Origin of the sequence: Acinetobacter sp. 22512 (genome assembly GCF_052044755.1) — a bacterium.
GTDB lineage: Bacteria > Pseudomonadota > Gammaproteobacteria > Pseudomonadales > Moraxellaceae > Acinetobacter > Acinetobacter pittii.
Window position 1 is genome coordinate 23,660 of the sequence record NZ_JBQENP010000013.1, and the last position, 16,098, is coordinate 39,757.

At 37.8% G+C, this 16,098-nt stretch carries 21 protein-coding genes; 1 reads left to right on the forward strand and 20 read right to left on the reverse strand.

Going from position 1 to position 16,098, the window contains the following annotated elements; genetic code table 11:
- Nucleotides 1–43 precede the first annotated feature (43 nt).
- Nucleotides 44–955, forward strand: coding sequence for a lysine exporter LysO family protein (locus ACTJJG_RS13850; RefSeq protein ID WP_032057014.1), 912 nt, complete (start codon nt 44–46; stop codon nt 953–955).
- On the opposite strand, the gene pyrF is transcribed toward ACTJJG_RS13850, so the two are convergent.
- The 20 genes from pyrF to lpxK all read right to left on the reverse strand — a co-directional run bounded on the left by pyrF (nt 952) and on the right by lpxK (nt 16,098).
- The gene (gene pyrF, locus ACTJJG_RS13855; RefSeq protein WP_045126426.1) at nt 952–1,650 is read right to left on the reverse strand and encodes an orotidine-5'-phosphate decarboxylase; all 699 of its coding nucleotides are present in this window, start codon (nt 1,648–1,650) and stop codon (nt 952–954) included. The genes ACTJJG_RS13850 and pyrF overlap by 4 nt on opposite strands.
- A 180-nt stretch (nt 1,651–1,830) precedes the next feature.
- Nucleotides 1,831–2,196, reverse strand: a complete 366-nt coding sequence (locus ACTJJG_RS13860) for a lipopolysaccharide assembly protein LapA domain-containing protein (protein ID WP_002121360.1) — start codon at nt 2,194–2,196, stop codon at nt 1,831–1,833.
- 25 nt (nt 2,197–2,221) lie between these two features.
- Nucleotides 2,222–2,524: an integration host factor subunit beta gene (locus tag ACTJJG_RS13865; protein WP_002121337.1), complete on the reverse strand. Its 303-nt coding sequence runs from the start codon at nt 2,522–2,524 to the stop codon at nt 2,222–2,224.
- Nucleotides 2,525–2,680: 156 nt separating this feature from the next.
- The gene (rpsA, locus tag ACTJJG_RS13870) at nt 2,681–4,354 is read right to left on the reverse strand and encodes a 30S ribosomal protein S1 (RefSeq protein WP_002121348.1); all 1,674 of its coding nucleotides are present in this window, start codon (nt 4,352–4,354) and stop codon (nt 2,681–2,683) included.
- A gap of 111 nt (nt 4,355–4,465) precedes the next feature.
- The gene (cmk, locus tag ACTJJG_RS13875; protein WP_002121478.1) at nt 4,466–5,146 is read right to left on the reverse strand and encodes a (d)CMP kinase; all 681 of its coding nucleotides are present in this window, start codon (nt 5,144–5,146) and stop codon (nt 4,466–4,468) included.
- A 10-nt stretch (nt 5,147–5,156) separates the two neighbouring features.
- Entirely contained in the window at nt 5,157–5,597 is a 441-nt protein-coding gene (locus ACTJJG_RS13880; RefSeq protein ID WP_002121449.1) for an SRPBCC family protein, read from the reverse strand.
- Nucleotides 5,598–5,667: 70 nt separating this feature from the next.
- On the reverse strand, nt 5,668–6,171 hold the full coding sequence (gene tadA / locus ACTJJG_RS13885; protein ID WP_002121378.1) for a tRNA adenosine(34) deaminase TadA: 504 nt from the start codon (nt 6,169–6,171) through the stop codon (nt 5,668–5,670).
- Nucleotides 6,172–6,176: 5 nt separating this feature from the next.
- Nucleotides 6,177–7,301 (reverse strand): enoyl-CoA hydratase/isomerase family protein, encoded by a 1,125-nt coding sequence (locus ACTJJG_RS13890; protein WP_016803061.1) that lies wholly within the window; start codon nt 7,299–7,301, stop codon nt 6,177–6,179.
- On the reverse strand, nt 7,298–8,011 hold the full coding sequence (gene ung, locus ACTJJG_RS13895; RefSeq protein ID WP_069119298.1) for a uracil-DNA glycosylase: 714 nt from the start codon (nt 8,009–8,011) through the stop codon (nt 7,298–7,300). Before ung ends, ACTJJG_RS13890 begins: the two co-directional genes overlap by 4 nt.
- A 53-nt stretch (nt 8,012–8,064) precedes the next feature.
- Nucleotides 8,065–8,661: a 6-pyruvoyl trahydropterin synthase family protein gene (locus ACTJJG_RS13900; protein WP_002121363.1), complete on the reverse strand. Its 597-nt coding sequence runs from the start codon at nt 8,659–8,661 to the stop codon at nt 8,065–8,067.
- A gap of 227 nt (nt 8,662–8,888) precedes the next feature.
- Nucleotides 8,889–9,848, reverse strand: a complete 960-nt coding sequence (gene gspK, locus ACTJJG_RS13905; protein ID WP_005076277.1) for a type II secretion system minor pseudopilin GspK — start codon at nt 9,846–9,848, stop codon at nt 8,889–8,891.
- Nucleotides 9,849–10,604 carry a type II secretion system minor pseudopilin GspJ gene (gspJ, locus tag ACTJJG_RS13910; protein ID WP_032057017.1) on the reverse strand — a complete coding sequence of 252 codons (756 nt, stop codon included), beginning with the start codon at nt 10,602–10,604 and terminating at the stop codon, nt 9,849–9,851.
- Nucleotides 10,604–10,984 carry a type II secretion system minor pseudopilin GspI gene (gene gspI / locus ACTJJG_RS13915; RefSeq protein ID WP_032057019.1) on the reverse strand — a complete coding sequence of 127 codons (381 nt, stop codon included), beginning with the start codon at nt 10,982–10,984 and terminating at the stop codon, nt 10,604–10,606. Before gspI ends, gspJ begins: the two co-directional genes overlap by 1 nt.
- The gene (locus ACTJJG_RS13920) at nt 10,974–11,528 is read right to left on the reverse strand and encodes a type II secretion system protein (protein WP_005069534.1); all 555 of its coding nucleotides are present in this window, start codon (nt 11,526–11,528) and stop codon (nt 10,974–10,976) included. Before ACTJJG_RS13920 ends, gspI begins: the two co-directional genes overlap by 11 nt.
- Before the next feature lie 6 nt (nt 11,529–11,534).
- The gene (locus ACTJJG_RS13925) at nt 11,535–12,143 is read right to left on the reverse strand and encodes a TetR/AcrR family transcriptional regulator (protein ID WP_005069536.1); all 609 of its coding nucleotides are present in this window, start codon (nt 12,141–12,143) and stop codon (nt 11,535–11,537) included.
- A 36-nt stretch (nt 12,144–12,179) separates the two neighbouring features.
- Nucleotides 12,180–12,953: a TatD family hydrolase gene (locus ACTJJG_RS13930; RefSeq protein WP_017399499.1), complete on the reverse strand. Its 774-nt coding sequence runs from the start codon at nt 12,951–12,953 to the stop codon at nt 12,180–12,182.
- 17 nt (nt 12,954–12,970) lie between these two features.
- Nucleotides 12,971–13,312: a PilZ domain-containing protein gene (locus tag ACTJJG_RS13935; RefSeq protein ID WP_002121335.1), complete on the reverse strand. Its 342-nt coding sequence runs from the start codon at nt 13,310–13,312 to the stop codon at nt 12,971–12,973.
- Nucleotides 13,313–13,322: 10 nt separating this feature from the next.
- Entirely contained in the window at nt 13,323–14,303 is a 981-nt protein-coding gene (locus tag ACTJJG_RS13940; protein WP_032057020.1) for a DNA polymerase III subunit delta', read from the reverse strand.
- 13 nt (nt 14,304–14,316) lie between these two features.
- Nucleotides 14,317–15,078 (reverse strand): 3-deoxy-manno-octulosonate cytidylyltransferase, encoded by a 762-nt coding sequence (gene kdsB / locus ACTJJG_RS13945; protein WP_002121419.1) that lies wholly within the window; start codon nt 15,076–15,078, stop codon nt 14,317–14,319.
- Between the two features lie 9 nt (nt 15,079–15,087).
- A complete protein-coding gene (gene lpxK / locus ACTJJG_RS13950) occupies nt 15,088–16,098 on the reverse strand; it encodes a tetraacyldisaccharide 4'-kinase (RefSeq protein WP_002121338.1) in 1,011 nt (336 codons plus the stop codon).

Sequence of the window (16,098 nt, forward strand, 5' to 3'; positions counted from 1 at the left end):
GTTCAAGACATAATAGGTAGATTGATAACAATCTATCTATTATATGCAATCTTTTTATCTCATCATTCAAATTTTTTTAGCACTGGCTTTCGGTTATTTCCTAGCACCCAAACTATCTCTAAATATCCGACAATTTATATTTAAAATACTGCCCTATTTTTCTTATATTCTTTTAGCTAGTGTAGCTTTTGAATTAACCTTGGCCCTTGACCAAATCGAGAATCCTTCTGCCATACTCCCACCCGCTATTATCATTGCTCTTACCACGTCTTTTGGTTCGTTCTTTACGTGTTTATTTGCTTATACAATTTTTGATAAACAAAGTGTTAAAGGCAAAATTTCCCTACAACTTTTTGTAAATGCTTTAAAGAATATTGCGAAGGCTTTTCTTGCACTAGGTGTCGGTGTTTTATTCGGCGCTATCATTACTCAATTCACCTCACATATCGCATTTAATAGCTGGTATTTGTTATTACTTTTTATTTTTTTAATTGGTATCGAACTTGCCTTCACCCACTTTAACCGCACATGGTTAAGCTGGAAAATTTTAATTGTACCCTTAGCCGCTTTTATAGGGTCATGTATAGCAGGCTTTTTGAATTACTATTTGCTCCACAAGCATTTTACACTTAATGAAACTTTAGCTTTAGCACAAGGCTACGGCTGGTATTCGATGTCGGGGATTTTATTTACGCAATTACATTCGGCAGAGTTGGGTGGAATCGCCTTATTAACCGACTTATTTAGAGAAATTGTTGCTATTTTTCTAATGTATACCATGGGTTGGCGTTTTCCACGCCCTGCCATCTCAAGTGCTGGTGCAACCTCAATGGATGTTACCTTAGCAATGGTAAAACAATCATGTGGTACACATTATGTACCACATGCCATGATGAGCGGCTTATTACTAAGCCTACTTGCCCCGTTATTAATTAGCTTATTCCTAAATTTTTAGGTAATTGAAGCAAGAATAGACTTCAACATTTCTGTTGGGTTTTCTGCTTTAGTAATCGGTCGACCAATAACCAGATGTGTAGAACCATCAAGCATAGCTTGCTTTGGAGTCACAATACGTTTTTGGTCGTCTGCATTAGAACCTTCTGGACGAATTCCTGGTGTTACCAGAGAGAAGTCTTGCCCGATCAATTCACGAAGAATCTTAGCTTCTTGAGCAGAACAAACCACCCCATCCAAGCCACTTTCTTTCGTTAAATTAGCTAAGCGCTTCACATGCTCTACAGGTTCAATATCTAAACCAATATCTTTTAAATCTTCCCGACCCATTGATGTGAGTACTGTCACAGCAATAAGTTGGGTTTGATAGTTACCCGCTTTTAAACGTTCCACACAAGTTTCCATCATTTTACGGCCACCTGAAGCGTGAACATTTACCATCCATACGCCTAAATCAGCCGCTGCACATACTGCTTGAGCGGTAGTATTTGGAATATCATGAAATTTAAGATCAAGAAAAACTTCAAAATTTTGTTCTTGCAGTTTTTTTACAACAGATGGGCCTTCATGAGTAAAAAGCTCTTTACCTACTTTTACGCGGCATAAAGCAGGATCAAGCTGTTCAACAATTTTTAAAGCGTCATATTGGCTTTTTGCATCTAACGCAACAATGATACTCAAGAGACTTTCTTCCATCATATAAAATCAGCGTTATTATAATAGACAACTCATGAAGGAATAAAGGAATGTAGAGAGCTGCTTTCCAAAATTAAAGCGATAAGATCAAAAGCGTTTATATTTAGAAGAATAAAAGAAGAGATAAAATTTAGAGACATACTACTCTTTACTCATTAATAAAGAGTAGTACGGGGGGGATTATAGCGGAGTAGAATTTTTATCTTGCGGATAAATATCTACAACGGTTTTTTCATGTCTTACATTTGCAGCTGCTTCAGCCGCTGCTAATTGAGCACTTTGGATTTGTTCTTTTCTTAAATGGTCAATATCTTTACGCAGGCGTTTAATTTCCCAACCTTTTTGGAATACTCTGAAAACCTGTACACCAAGTAAAAGACCGACCACTGTTCCTAGTACTAATGTGAGTAGCAATAATAAGCCTAAACGCATAGCTGGAACTTGGGTAAATAACAAATCAACAGAAAGTTCTGTTGGATTCTGCAAAACAAGTGCTAAAGAATAGCCAAATACAACAATAAGCAATGCAATTAAAATATAACGCATAGACACCCCGACTTATAAATTTTATTTATTTCCCAGATTCGTTTACTGCGTCACGAAGGGCTTTTCCGGGTTTAAAATGTGGAACAGCTTTAGCTGCAACTTCAACTGATTTTCCTGTTTTAGGATTGCGACCAACTCTTGGATCACGGTGGTGTAAAGCAAAGCTACCAAAACCACGGATTTCAATTCGATTATCAGTTGATAGTGCTTCTATCATTTGATCAATCATAATTTTAACCGCCTCTTCCACCAAAGGTTCAGCTAAGTGTGGGTTTTTTAGCGCAATGCGTTCAATCAAATCAGACTTATTAAGAGCTTCAGTAGTCATCTACGACCTCGTTATTTATTGCTACTCTATGTCGTTCGATAATAACCTGTTTAAATACAAAACGGTAGCGCAGTATGTTGAATACTAGGCTACCGTTTACAGTAATTTGTATAAAAAGTACAATTCCGTTACATGAAACTGTACTTTGTTAACTTATTACTTCATTTGTGCTTTGATCAAGTCACCAATAGTCTTAGGACCATTGTCTTGACTTGTAGTTGCTGTACGCAAGCTAGCAACTGCTTCTTTCTCTTCAGCTTCGTCTTTCGCTTTGATAGACAAGTTGATAGAGCGAGATTTACGATCAACGTTGATGATCTTCGCTTCAACTTCTTGACCAACTTCTAAGAATTTAGTCGCATCTTCTACGCGGTCACGGTTGATTTCAGAAGCTTTAAGAGTTGCTTCAACTTCGTCAGCTAACTTAACAGTTGCACCACGAGCATCAACTGCAGTTACAGTACCTTTAACTAAAGCACCACGTTCGTTAGCAGCTAAGAAGTCATTGAACGGATCGCTGTTCAATTGCTTGATACCAAGGCTGATACGGTTACCTTCAGCGTCTACAGACAAGATAACAGCTTCAACAGTGTCACCTTTCTTGTAACGACGAATAGCTTCTTCACCTTGCTCGTTCCAAGAAATATCAGACAAGTGTACTAAACCGTCGATACCGCCGTTCAAGCCAATGAAGATACCAAAGTCAGTGATAGACTTGATAGTACCAGATACTTTTTCGCCTTTCTCATGAGCTTTAGCAAACTCTTCCCATGGGTTAGCACGAGTTTGTTTGATACCAAGGCTAATACGACGACGTTCTTCATCAACTTCAAGAACCATAACATCAACTTCATCACCAATCTGAACAACTTTAGATGGGTGGATATTTTTGTTAGTGTGGTCCATTTCAGAAACGTGAACTAAACCTTCAACGCCTTCAGCGATTTCAGCGAAACAACCGTAGTCAGTTAAGTTAGTTACGCGAGCTTTAACGATAGAACCTTTAGGGTAACGGCTCATGATCGCTAACCATGGATCTTCGCCTAATTGTTTAAGGCCTAAAGATACGCGGTTACGTTCACGGTCAAATTTAAGTACTTTAACAGTAACTTCTTGACCAACTTCAACAACTTCTGAAGGGTGCTTGATACGCTTCCAAGCCATATCTGTGATATGTAGAAGACCATCAATACCGCCAAGATCAACGAATGCACCGTAATCAGTAAGGTTTTTGATTGTACCTGTAACTGTTTGACCTTCTTCAAGTTGAGCAAGTAATGCTTCACGGTCAGCAGAAGATTCAGCTTCCATAACAGCACGACGAGATACAACAACGTTATTACGTTTAGCATCAAGTTTGATTACTTTAAACTCTAACTCTTTACCTTCAAGGTGAGTAGTGTCACGGATAGGACGAGTGTCAACTAATGAACCTGGTAAGAATGCACGAACAGGACCGATGTCAACAGTGAAACCGCCTTTAACTTTACCAGAGATAACACCAGTAACGATTTCGCCATCTTCAAAGATTTTTTCAAGTTTAGTCCAAGTTTCAGCACGCTTAGCTTTTTCACGTGATAAAACTGTTTGACCCATACCGTTGTCAAGAGCTTCAACAACTACGTCAACAGTATCACCAACCTGAACTTCAAGTTCACGTTGTTCATTTAAAAATTCAGCACGGTCAACAATGCCTTCAGACTTTAGGCCAGTGTCAACAGTTACCCAGTCGCTATCGATGTTTACAACAACACCTTGGATGACTGCACCCTTTTCAACGTTGAGGTTTAATTCACTTTCTTCAAAGAGGGCTGCAAAAGATTCGGTCATGATATACCTGATAAATTCAGCGGTCTTGGATCAGACAAGGCCGGTTTAGTTAAGTATCAACATAGTCTTTATAGACTGATCAAGCTATGCTTCAACTGATAATTCTATTTACTAAATAGTACGGCTATCGACATAATCAACCATTAACTTAAATACCTGATCGATCGTTAATTCCGAACTATCAATGATATAAGCATCTTTGGCTGGCTTGAGCGGAGCAACTTCTCGCTCCATATCTCTTTTGTCTCGTGCCTGTATATTAGCTAAAATGTCGTTTATTTTAGCATCTAGCCCCATACCCTGCAACTGTTTTACTCTTCGCTCAGCGCGTGACTCTGCCGAAGCTGTCAGATAAATTTTGGCATTGGCTTCTGGAAAGATAGATGTTGCCATATCACGACCATCTGCAACTAAACCAGGGCTTTGCGCAAAAGCTCTTTGTCTTTCAAATAGTGCCTGTCTAAGCTCTGGAACCACTGCAACTTTTGATGCGTACTCACCAACTCGTTCTGTACGAATTGTTTGAGATACATCTTCGCCATCCAAGAAGACCAAAATCCCTGAGGTAGACGTTTCAAATTTAATGTCCAGTTGACGTGCATATTGAATACATTCATCAAGCTGACTGTCTAATTTCTCTAATAACTCGTGTTTATGTAATGACAACCCTAATAAACGATATAAGGCACCCGAATCGAGTAAATGATATTGATAATGTGCTGCAAGTTTTGCGGCCAATGTTCCTTTACCCGAACCACTCGGACCATCAATAGTAATAATTTGAACTGTCATTGAACTCTCACTAAGAAGCAAATGCTTTAGCTAATCTCGAAAAGCCTAGTGTAATGGCTAGTTTTAACTGTGCAAGGATTAATTTACTGACCACTGGCGCTTTTGCCGTTAACTCGATGCGGTATGTAACTAAGGTAATGTATGGAGTAATCTCAGAAAACTCGATTCTACCTAAATGGTGTTTAATCAAAGGATTTTCTATTAATTTATACTCAATACTTTTATTTTCTTCCAACAATGTAATTTCTTCTTTAAGTGGCTTAATTGGACCAAATCCCATACGTCGAATTGAGCCTAAACCATCAGGTCTTTTAGAATCTGCGGAGTCTTTAACACGCACAACCTGTAAAGGTGCAAAAGCAGTATTGTAAGTTGAATGCTTAGAGAGCAAATTAAATACATCAGTAAGAGGAGCATTAAATTCTTTTTCTACGGTAATTACATTACGCATTGGATCGTCCTTATTAAATAGAATCATGACATTAAAACCGCGTTAATTTGCCATAAGAGTATGTTAATTTTTAATCATTTAAGGACGTTTTTTGTTGTTTCTCTTGTTTCTTTTGCTCACGTCTTTGTTTAAAAAAATGGCTAAGCTGTTGTGCACATTTTTCTTGTAGACAACCATTCTGAAATGTAAACCTATGATTATAATAACCTTGCTGTAATAACTGACGCGCACTCACCAAAGAGCCTGCTTTAGGTTCTGGCGTACCAAAAACCACATGCTTAATTCTTGCATGTACGAGCGCACCTACACACATAGTACATGGCTCAAGAGTGACATATAAAGTCGTATCTTCAGGTAATCGATAATTTTCTAAAGAGGAACACGCTGCACGGATAGCTTGAATTTCTGCATGTGCAGTTGGATCTAATAAAGTAATTGGAGCATTATAACCAGATCCAATTACTCGATTTTGGCTCACCAGAACCGCTCCAACAGGTATCTCACCCTGCTGGGCGGCTAATTCAGCTTGCTCGTAAGCAAGCTGCATCCAGTATTCATCACTATATTCAGTCATTTACTTTAGTTGATCACACCGTGTTGTCTAAGTAAGGCATTCCAGCTATCAATTGAAGTTACTGGTGGACAATCAGCCAATATACCTCTCAAGCTTAGATCATCACATGGTTTCCATTCAGGTGATAAATCTTTATCAACTAAGCGTGCGCGAACACCTTCCACAAAGTCAGGATGACGTATTTTCCACTCAGAAATCTGAGCCTCTAGATCAAAGACCTCATCCCATGAGTGAATTTGTTTGCCCCATTGCCACAGTAACCAAGTAATTGCCGCGGTACTAGGAGATCCTTTTTGCAAATTCTCACTCGCTTGACGTAACCAATCACTGCTCGCATCACGCAAGCTAACAATAGCTTGGTAGTCTTGTTCAAAATTAAAACCACGGCAAACGCTATGAATTACATCAAGTGAGTTTTGCAATGGACCCGCCGCAACAGGACGGTGCAAACTATTTAAAGTATCATCAATTGCTCGGAAATCCCCTGCAGGATAATGAGCCCAATTAATATTTAAAACTTTTTGCAAAACATTATCACGCTGTGCTTCACAAATATGTGTTGCCCAACCGATGCTATATGCTCCAGCAGCAGTCATGATTGAACCGGTTAACCCCGTAAACAAACCTATTGGACCACGATCTGCCAAGAAACGGCTCGCACCAACATCAGGATATAAACCAATATTAATTTCAGGCATTGCTAAACGTGAATATGGCGTCACTAGACGGAATGGTGCAGCCATAAACAAGCCTAAACCACCGCCCATTACATAACCTTCTCCCCAAACCACAACCGGTTTAGCATAATTATGTAAAAGTAAATCTAAAGCATATTCCTGCTGGAAGAACTTATTTGCGGTATCGACTTCTTGATTTATAACAAGTTGGCGTAATTTTCTAACATCACCACCTGCACAAAAAGCTTTTGGTGTAGTTGAGTCTAACCAAATTGCTTTAACCTGTTCATTGTCACGGAAATCTTCAAATACACGCAATAATGCCGTTACGATTGATTCGTCTAAAGCATGTAACGATTTAGGACGATTCAAACGTACTATACGCCAGCCGTTTTTTGCTTCTTCAACCACCAAGTCCGGGTGATAGTTATTTACATTGGGAGAGTTCATCATGCGTCCAATTGCCAGTCTATGGGCTCAATGCCATGTTGTTTCAAATATTGATTTGTTTTTGAAAACACTTTGCATCCAAAAAATCCCCCTCTATTTGCAGCAAGAGGTGATGGATGTGCGGCTGTTAAAACCAAGTGTTTATCTCTATTTATACGTTGTCCTTTGCGCTGTGCATAAGCACCCCACAAAATAAATACTATATGTTGTCTCTGTTCATTTAAAACATCAATAACTTCATCAGTAAATGCTTCCCAACCTTGCTTTTGATGTGAGGTTGGCTGTCCAGCTTCAACAGTAAGCACGCTGTTCAGTAAAAGTACGCCTTGCGTAGCCCATTTTGTTAAGTCACCATGGCGAGGAGCTGGAATACCCAAATCTGTATGTAATTCATGAAAAATATTGCGCAAAGATGGTGGTAATGCAATACCTTTTTGAACAGAGAAACTTAATCCATTCGCTTGGTTTGGCCCGTGATATGGGTCTTGCCCTAAAATCACAACTTTCACATCAGCCAGTGGTGTGATATTTAAAGCATTAAAGATCTGTTTACTAGGCGGATATATTATTTTCTGAGCTTGTTTCTGTTGAAATAAGAAATCGCGCAAACTATCCATCTGAGGACTTAATAGAAAAGGTGCTAAAGATCTTTTCCAACTTTCTTCTAATTGAACTTTACTGAGTTTATCTTGCTGTTGCTCAGTTAATTGCATTAATGTCATCCTAGATCAATTTTCAATTCTACAAATAAAATAAGTAATTCGATTTATACTTCGACTTGCAAATCAACTTGAGGATTATTAAATTTAATCCCTTTTTTCAAGTCTTCATACATTTGTGGATTTGCCCACTCTATCTGAATTTGTTCTGAAAAAACAATTCCATCAAGACTTAAAATACCCATTTGTTCGTTTTGAATATCTTCAATAAAACTCTGAGCATATCCAGTATCAGTCTCATGAACAATAACAGAATATACTTCAACATCACCTTCCCCATTTTGAGTGACTGTTGATTGTAAAACTTGCTGAGCTAGATAAAAGAAAATACGTGAAAACTGTTCAGCCGATGGTGAAACAGGTAAAGAAATCCAACGAGCACTAAAAGTCTGACATGCATCAATATATTGAGAATCATCTTTTTCCCAAAAACAAATTGCGTGATCAAAGCTATCGAATAAGTCTTTTATTACTCCTTTTAGGAGTCCAAAATCATAAACCATTTGCCCATGATCTAATTTCGAAGCTTTAAGCAATAACTCAACTTTATAGCTATGTCCATGAATTGATCGCTTACAACGATCCGATGTACAGTTACGTACAACATGTGCATTTTCAAACTTAAATAACTTACGAATTAACATGTGCCAAATCGATCATTCCTTCTAAGAACATTATTATAAAGCAAAAGACAAAAATTTCGCATCACTTTTCAATTAGAAGCAATTAGCAAAAAGTATGATAAGACTGATGAAGGAATATCGAATATACACATATAGACAGTTTATATTTACTTTAACGTTTAACTTGGAAAAATTTATAATTACAAACTTTAAAAAACATCTAAAGTAAATAAATCATAACTTTTCAATTAGTTAAAAGGCACTATATTTCTAGAATATACATAAACTTGCTTATCACTGCGCATTAAGGCACTTGTAAACTGTCTTTTTCTATTATTCAACACAACCTCAATTTGTGCTTGAAAAAAGTTCGACTTCACATCTAAAAGGCTATTAACTTCAGTTTTCTTTTGTGGATCAACTGTTGAAAAAGCATTCAATTGCCATAATTCATCAATATTTTGAAAGAACTTTAAATTCTGTTGACGTAATTGAAGTTCTTTTTCTATAGTCCCTAAATCTATTTTTTGATCAATACTCGCTAATACTAATGGCGATGCGGTATTAACATTCACTTTTGTATTTTCAGGTAATGCAGAAATGTATGGTGCGATTAAATCATATTTCTTGCCTTCAAAACCTCTTACCAATTTCAACTCTTCTATACGATGAAATTTAGCATTTGAAGCCAAATAGCCAGAGTCAAGTCCTTCATAATAGTTACTTTCTGCCCCCATAGGGCCGCTTGGTTCATCATCTGGATCTTGCCAATCAATAACTGCTTGACTTAACTCTGCTGGCAATCCTACACGCACAAGCAATCGCTCAAACCAATTTTTAGCAGCTTCGTTTACCTTGCCTTCATTGGTCGTTAAATTGTTTAGATTAAATTTTCCTGACTCATCTAGTAAGCGCCCCGATACGGCTCCATCTTCTATTGGGAAAGGTGGCATTGGCTGAGCCCAGCTTTCCTTTAAATGATCGATGCCACCAGCATTATTTGCATCTTGAATTAATAATTCAGAAAAAAAAGCTTCTGCACTTTTTGCATAGAGTAATGACTGATTTTGACGCATCAAATAACCCGTATTTTCCATAGTATTAGTTTGATGCTTTGCAATAGAGGCAGCTAAAATTGTAGCCAAAGCAACCATTATCAAAATTGTGAGTAACGCTACACCTTGCTGATTTTTTTTATAGAGTAACATTTATTGACCTCCCTGTTTGGAGAGCGATAAATCACCTTGGTTTAAGCTATAAATCCACTCATAACTTACACCTGCAACCGTGAGTTGCATTTTTATTCCTTTTGGCAACTTCCTAAATTCATCAGGTTTTGTAGGGTCAATATTAATTTCAGGCCACTTTGTTACTTCTTGAGGTGTCAAAACCATAATTTGAAATTGTTCAACTTGGCTCAACAGCGTACTTGATAAGGGTTGCTCTCTATTTGAAGTATTTAAGTTACTATATTTAAGGCGATAAAGCTTTTTTTGATCAGGATCATATCGATACTCGATACGCTCAAAAGGTGATAATCCTTGCTTTAATGGATCAGTAACACCCGCCTTACTAAAGCGGAGAACTTGATTATCAATCTCTAAAGCTGGACGTAATTGCCCGCCTTGATTGGCTGATAAAGGTATAATTTGCAATGTATCACGCAAAACTTGTTGATAAGCATCTTGTAATTCAAATAGCTGCACTTCATGTTGAGTATTACGATCACGGACTTTTAGTAAATAATCAAAAACCTTCCAACCCAACAAAGATAAAATAGCAAAAATTGCAATCGCAACTAAAAGCTCAACTAAAGTAAATCCTGAGCGAGGATTAACAAAGCGAAGCTTTGTCTGAGTGCAAGACGAAGAGCCTTGCTCGGAGTAACCCCTCATCATCTGCTCTGATCGTGCCGCAAGACGTGAAGCTGGGCCTGGAGAGCAAAAATATTTATTCTTTATCATTATTTTGCTTTCACGGGGTAATTAAAAAATACCAAGTGAGTAATACCATTTTGAACTTTCCCCTTATCAGAATCATATAAACTAACTTGTACATCTACTTTTTGAACATTTGGACTAATTGTAGATTGCGCAGATTTATCAATCTGCCAAGTCTCACCTTGAGAAGTCACTTGCTTGCTTTGTGTACCTTCGAGCCATTCCTGATTTATTTCCATTAAAGCAACTTCATTCATTGCGACAAACTGTGCTTTTGTTCTAAGAATTGCATTTGAGGTAGATTGAGTATATTGCATGGCTACTTTAGTTAACGCGACAGCCGCCACTGCAAAAATTGCTAAAGCAACCATTACTTCTAATAGAGTAAAGCCTTTAGATTTCATTTATTTTACCCAAATGATCAATTTGTATTTCTGAACCAATTGGTTTTTGTTCAAAGTAAAACTGTATTTTCACAGTTTTAGCTTCACCGTTACCGAACCAGATTAACTGAGGAGCCTGCCCTCCAATTAAATCGGTATTCGTAGCTTTTGAATAGTTTTGCTTATCTAAAGGTTGTATTGTAAACGATACATGTTTAGGCAGTTGCCGCGTAGTAAATTCTGAATATTTTTGCCAGCGATTTTTTAAATCTTGGACCTGTAATTTACTCTGGTCATGATACTCATACAATTCATAAGAAAATGGTGAAACATCTGTTTCACTGAGAGTAGATAAAGCTAAAACACGAGACTGATCAAGCGACTCTTTACCAATCTTATGCATATCAAGCAAAAATAACTCTCTTGCTTGCATCGCTTTCTTTTGGTCAACCCCACCTATGTTGAGTACAACTAGAGAGGTCATAATGGTCATAATAACAATCACCACCATCACTTCTATGAGAGTAAAACCTTTTTGAGATTTAAGTGGTGATTGAGATTTCATATCGACCTAAGCATATTGCTCAACAGCTTGTTTAGGCAAGGCTAAAGCCTGATCAATATAAGCCACTCTTAAAGTGTCTCTTGAACCTAAATATCGTTGATAAAAACTTGAATTGAGAATAGCTGCCGCACCATGAGTTAATGACCAAATAGAAGCAAGATAATCTCGTGTAGGCATACTGCTTTGAATAGATTCTAGGTAGTGGTCTGTCATACGAATGATAATTCGCAATCTCTGTTTACGCACTTGATAAAGTTCGTGAAAAAGATGATGTACGCCTTGAGCAGTGATTGAGAGTTTTTCCTCAATTTGATGGAATAAAACTGTTCGCTCAGGATGATGTAAATGATGCAACATGAAAAAAGCCAAATGCTCTGGAAAGGCTTTTTCAGTATCTTGAACCATTTCAAGTAACATACGCTCATTACGAATAATCAACAGCATGTACAACTCATCTTTACTTTGAAAGTGTTTGTACAAAGTTCCTTTTGCTAAATCAAGCTCAGCAGCCAAGACATCGAGTGTCATTCCGGCTTCGCCATTTTCTAGCAATAATTGTTCCGCAACCTGAAATATTAATACTTCTCTTGCTCGGAACTGAGCCTGACGATCCATCTTCACGCAATTACTCTCTTATATAGTTTCTATAACCTAAATCGCTTTTAGCAAGTTCTCAAAATTTTGTGAGGTGATCATTGCAATTTCCTCAACCGATTTATCATATACATCACTGAGCGCTTTGGCTACATAAGGCACGTATTTTGGTTCATTTGTTTTACCACGATATGGGACAGGTGCTAAATATGGGCTATCTGTTTCAATTAAAAGACGATCTAGTGGGACCTGTTTAGCTACATCGCGCAAATCCTGTGCATTCTTAAATGACACAATACCGGAAAAAGAAATGTAATAACCACAATCAAGCACAGCTTTAGCAGTTTCCCAATCTTCGGTAAAACAATGCAGGATCCCATGGGTTGATTGTTCAGCACGGATAATATCTACCGTATCATGCTTTGCTGATCGGGTATGAACGACAACTGGTTTTTTTAAAATTTTTGAAGCTTGGATATGTCTTGCAAAACACACCTTTTGCTCTTCAATAAAATCTGTACTGTGATAATAGTCCAGTCCAGTTTCACCTAAAGCCCATACTTTTTCTGATTGAGCCAATTCAATCAAATACTCAGTTGTTGCACGTGCCATTGTGTCCACATCCTCACAAGGGTGTACACCTACCGTATAACCAACATCTGCATGTTTATTTGCAATTTCAGCTAGTGCAATATGGTCATCGAGATCAACGGAAATTGCCATAAACTTAGACACTCCTTCTGCTCGCGCCGCTGCAAGCGCAAGGTCCAGATCACCGTTATAAGGCGTTAAATCTAACATCGTTAAATGGCAATGCGTATCAACAAACACTTTTCTTTCCTATTTAATTACATCGTATAACTTGGACGGTCTAGAGACATACTACCAGCCAAAACTCGTTCTGCCTCAGTTTTATAGTAAATTCCCTTATCTCCGCTTAACTGAATAGCAAAACCTTGAGGTTTAAATCCACTTTGCTTATGGGAGATCCAGATTACTTTGCCTGTTAGAGGAATTTTTTGAGACTGCTCAGGCAAAGTCGCTAAAATGAAAATTTCTTGTCCCATCTTTACCTTTTGTTTTGATGGTACGAATAGGCCTCCACCTTGCACATATCCCATATAGCTTGCTTGCAAAGTAGCTTTATCAGGAATATTTACCTGAATAATCCCCCCCATTTGCGGCTGCATAGTTTTCCCCTTAAATATTCATTAACGTTATAAATAATTGATCAATAATAAGTTGGCTTTGTACATTTTGTTCAACAAGCTTTTTTGCTTGCTGTAATTCACTATAAATATTAAATAAGCTTTCTAAATCATAATATGGGCTTAACTGATCAAAATCTAAATCAGTATTTTTCTGTGGTTGGTTTAGCTTGACACAAATTAAATCACCCAACAAGTATTCAAAAAGCATTATAAAATCATTAAAACTTAATTCTTTTTGCCATTTGCCTGAGAAAAATAAAGGCATATTTTTTTGAGCAACAATTTTAAGCCAATCATTTAAGAAAATTTGCCTTTTCGCAAACCAGTCACTTTGAGCAATTTCTATTGCTTGTAAAGGCATATCATTAGATAAGCCAAGCAGTAAATCAGGCTGCACTTCTGCAAGTTCAGATAAATACTCATTCAAATAAGAAGTAGCTTGCTCATATGAAATACGATCTAAAGCGAAATGTTGCAATCGGCTACGAATAGTGGCCGGTAGTTTAAGATAGTGATCAGCTAATAAAATTAAAACAACACGCTCGCCTGGTTCTTCTAAAGTCTTTAGCAAAGCATTTGAAGATGCCAAATTAAGTGCTTCTGCAGGCTCAATCACAATAACGCGCCAACCTTCTCCCGTTTGTTGTACGAAAGGTAGTAAGTCACGGATCTTTTCTATTTTAATTTTTGCATTCTGTTTTTTATTTTCTTCATCCGTTGTGATATGAACATAATTGGGATGAGTGTCTGATTTTAACCATTGGCAACTACTACATTCACCACAAGGGCCCTGCGGCTGCTTATTTAAACAAAGTACCCATGCCAAAAACTGCTTAGCAAAAGCATGTTTTCCACAACCTTGCTTGCCGTAAAATAAGAGACCATGTCCAATATTGGGAAACCTTGTTGTCAAGGTGTCCCATGTTGTTTGCTGCCAAGGATAAACCTTTGAAGTTACATTCGGATTCATTAAAAATTAACGCTTATTCAAAAGATTCAACAGGCATACTATTTAAGCGATCAAGATCAGCTTGAGTGTCCACACCTGGTGGTAAATTGGCTTCGGCTACAGCAATTGCAATTCGATGACCATTTTCCAAAACACGTAATTGTTCAAGGCTCTCCAACTTTTCAAGCTTCCCCATATCCCATGTTACGTATTCTTGTAATAAGTTCACTCGATAAGCATATAAACCTAAATGACGAAATGCTTGTGAATGTAAAGTCGGTTCATCATGCTTAGCCCCATCTCGATCATAAGGAATGGTAGCCCGGCTAAAATATAAAGCTTCATTTTGTTTAGACATGACTACTTTTACAATACTGTCACGCTGGAACTCATCTAAGGTATGAATCGGCTCACACAACGTAGACATTGAACAATTTGGTTTATCAACCAAAAGTTCTGCAACTTGCCGAACAAGTTGAGCTGGCAATAAAGGTTCATCACCTTGAACATTTACAATAATATCGTCTGCATCCCAACCCTTAATGCGAGCCACCTCACTTAAACGGTCTGTACCCGAAGGATGATCTGCACTGGTAAGAACTACATCAATTCCATCTGCACGGCAGATCTCAGCAATACGTTCGTCATCTGTTGCCACGCACAAATCATCAAAACCTTCGACTTTTTTTGCCTGATCCACTACACGTAAAATCATAGGACGGTTATGAATAAGCAACAATGGTTTACCTGGCAAACGCGAACTTGAGAAGCGTGCTGGAATGACGATGTGTTTCATTTTTTCTTCCTAAGATAATTGAATATCAAGTTCTTGCAATTGCATTTTTAAAACCTGATAACACTGTGTAGACAGCACAGCTGTAACAGGAACTACCCAAATAGATTGTTTAAATTCAGGATGTTTTTCAAGTAACGGTAATAGTTTAACTGCATCTTTTTCAGTTGTAATAAGTGGCAGCTCATCATTAAAAATTAAATCATTGATTGTGTAATCATGATGATCTTGAAAGGCATGCTCTTCGAATTGCTTCAACCCTAGATCTTTAAGGGTTTGATAAAACCGTTGAGGAAAGCCAATACCCACTACAGCATGATAATTATTCTCAAGATTAAAGCTTGGTTTAGAATTAGATAAAGGGTTAAGTAAATATGGCTGTCCTGTCTCGAGATACATGTTTAATTCTGTAGCAGGTTTATGAGTATGCTCAATCACTGTTCCAGTTTCTAAACGTTCAACAGGCTCTCGCAGATAACCTTCAGGTAATAGTTTTTTATTCCCTAAACCACGATTTTGATCCAGTACAATCCACTCGATCTGTCGATCTAATGCCCAATGCTGCAACCCATCATCACTAATAATCAAATCTATTTCTGATGACTCAAGCAATAACTCTATTGCGGCCTGCCTATTAGGACCTACTGCCATTGGTACACTTGTAGCCTGAACAATTAATGCTGGCTCATCCCCAGCTTGAGCTACTTGGCCGCCCGAGGTAACCAGCAGTGGAAAAGGACCATTACCCCCATATCCCCGACTAATTACCCCTACTTTTACATTATGCTGCTGTAGATAATTCACCAGTTGTATTAGCAAGGGAGTTTTTCCGCTTCCACCTACTGTGATATTACCTATAACCATCACAGGTACGGGCGCTTTATAAATTTGCTTAAAACCTGAATTATAAAGATTACGATTTAGTAAAAACCCAGCCCGATACAAGCAAGACAATGGACGTAAAGCAATCAACCAACTCGATTGTTTATTCCATGCATTCTGGATCAGCTGGACTAATGACAT

Coding starts and splice junctions, on each gene's coding strand:
- ACTJJG_RS13850 (WP_032057014.1), top strand. CDS start 44: ATGCAATCTTTTTATCTCATCATTCAAATTTTTTTAGCACTGGCTTTC.
- pyrF (WP_045126426.1), bottom strand. CDS start 1,650: ATGGAAGAAAGTCTCTTGAGTATCATTGTTGCGTTAGATGCAAAAAGC.
- ACTJJG_RS13860 (WP_002121360.1), bottom strand. CDS start 2,196: ATGCGTTATATTTTAATTGCATTGCTTATTGTTGTATTTGGCTATTCT.
- ACTJJG_RS13865 (WP_002121337.1), bottom strand. CDS start 2,524: ATGACTACTGAAGCTCTTAATAAGTCTGATTTGATTGAACGCATTGCG.
- rpsA (WP_002121348.1), bottom strand. CDS start 4,354: ATGACCGAATCTTTTGCAGCCCTCTTTGAAGAAAGTGAATTAAACCTC.
- cmk (WP_002121478.1), bottom strand. CDS start 5,146: ATGACAGTTCAAATTATTACTATTGATGGTCCGAGTGGTTCGGGTAAA.
- ACTJJG_RS13880 (WP_002121449.1), bottom strand. CDS start 5,597: ATGCGTAATGTAATTACCGTAGAAAAAGAATTTAATGCTCCTCTTACT.
- tadA (WP_002121378.1), bottom strand. CDS start 6,171: ATGACTGAATATAGTGATGAATACTGGATGCAGCTTGCTTACGAGCAA.
- ACTJJG_RS13890 (WP_016803061.1), bottom strand. CDS start 7,301: ATGATGAACTCTCCCAATGTAAATAACTATCACCCGGACTTGGTGGTT.
- ung (WP_069119298.1), bottom strand. CDS start 8,011: ATGCAATTAACTGAGCAACAGCAAGATAAACTCAGTAAAGTTCAATTA.
- ACTJJG_RS13900 (WP_002121363.1), bottom strand. CDS start 8,661: ATGTTAATTCGTAAGTTATTTAAGTTTGAAAATGCACATGTTGTACGT.
- gspK (WP_005076277.1), bottom strand. CDS start 9,848: ATGTTACTCTATAAAAAAAATCAGCAAGGTGTAGCGTTACTCACAATT.
- gspJ (WP_032057017.1), bottom strand. CDS start 10,604: ATGATAAAGAATAAATATTTTTGCTCTCCAGGCCCAGCTTCACGTCTT.
- gspI (WP_032057019.1), bottom strand. CDS start 10,984: ATGAAATCTAAAGGCTTTACTCTATTAGAAGTAATGGTTGCTTTAGCA.
- ACTJJG_RS13920 (WP_005069534.1), bottom strand. CDS start 11,528: ATGAAATCTCAATCACCACTTAAATCTCAAAAAGGTTTTACTCTCATA.
- ACTJJG_RS13925 (WP_005069536.1), bottom strand. CDS start 12,143: ATGGATCGTCAGGCTCAGTTCCGAGCAAGAGAAGTATTAATATTTCAG.
- ACTJJG_RS13935 (WP_002121335.1), bottom strand. CDS start 13,312: ATGCAGCCGCAAATGGGGGGGATTATTCAGGTAAATATTCCTGATAAA.
- ACTJJG_RS13940 (WP_032057020.1), bottom strand. CDS start 14,303: ATGAATCCGAATGTAACTTCAAAGGTTTATCCTTGGCAGCAAACAACA.
- kdsB (WP_002121419.1), bottom strand. CDS start 15,078: ATGAAACACATCGTCATTCCAGCACGCTTCTCAAGTTCGCGTTTGCCA.
- lpxK (WP_002121338.1), bottom strand. CDS start 16,098: ATGTCATTAGTCCAGCTGATCCAGAATGCATGGAATAAACAATCGAGT.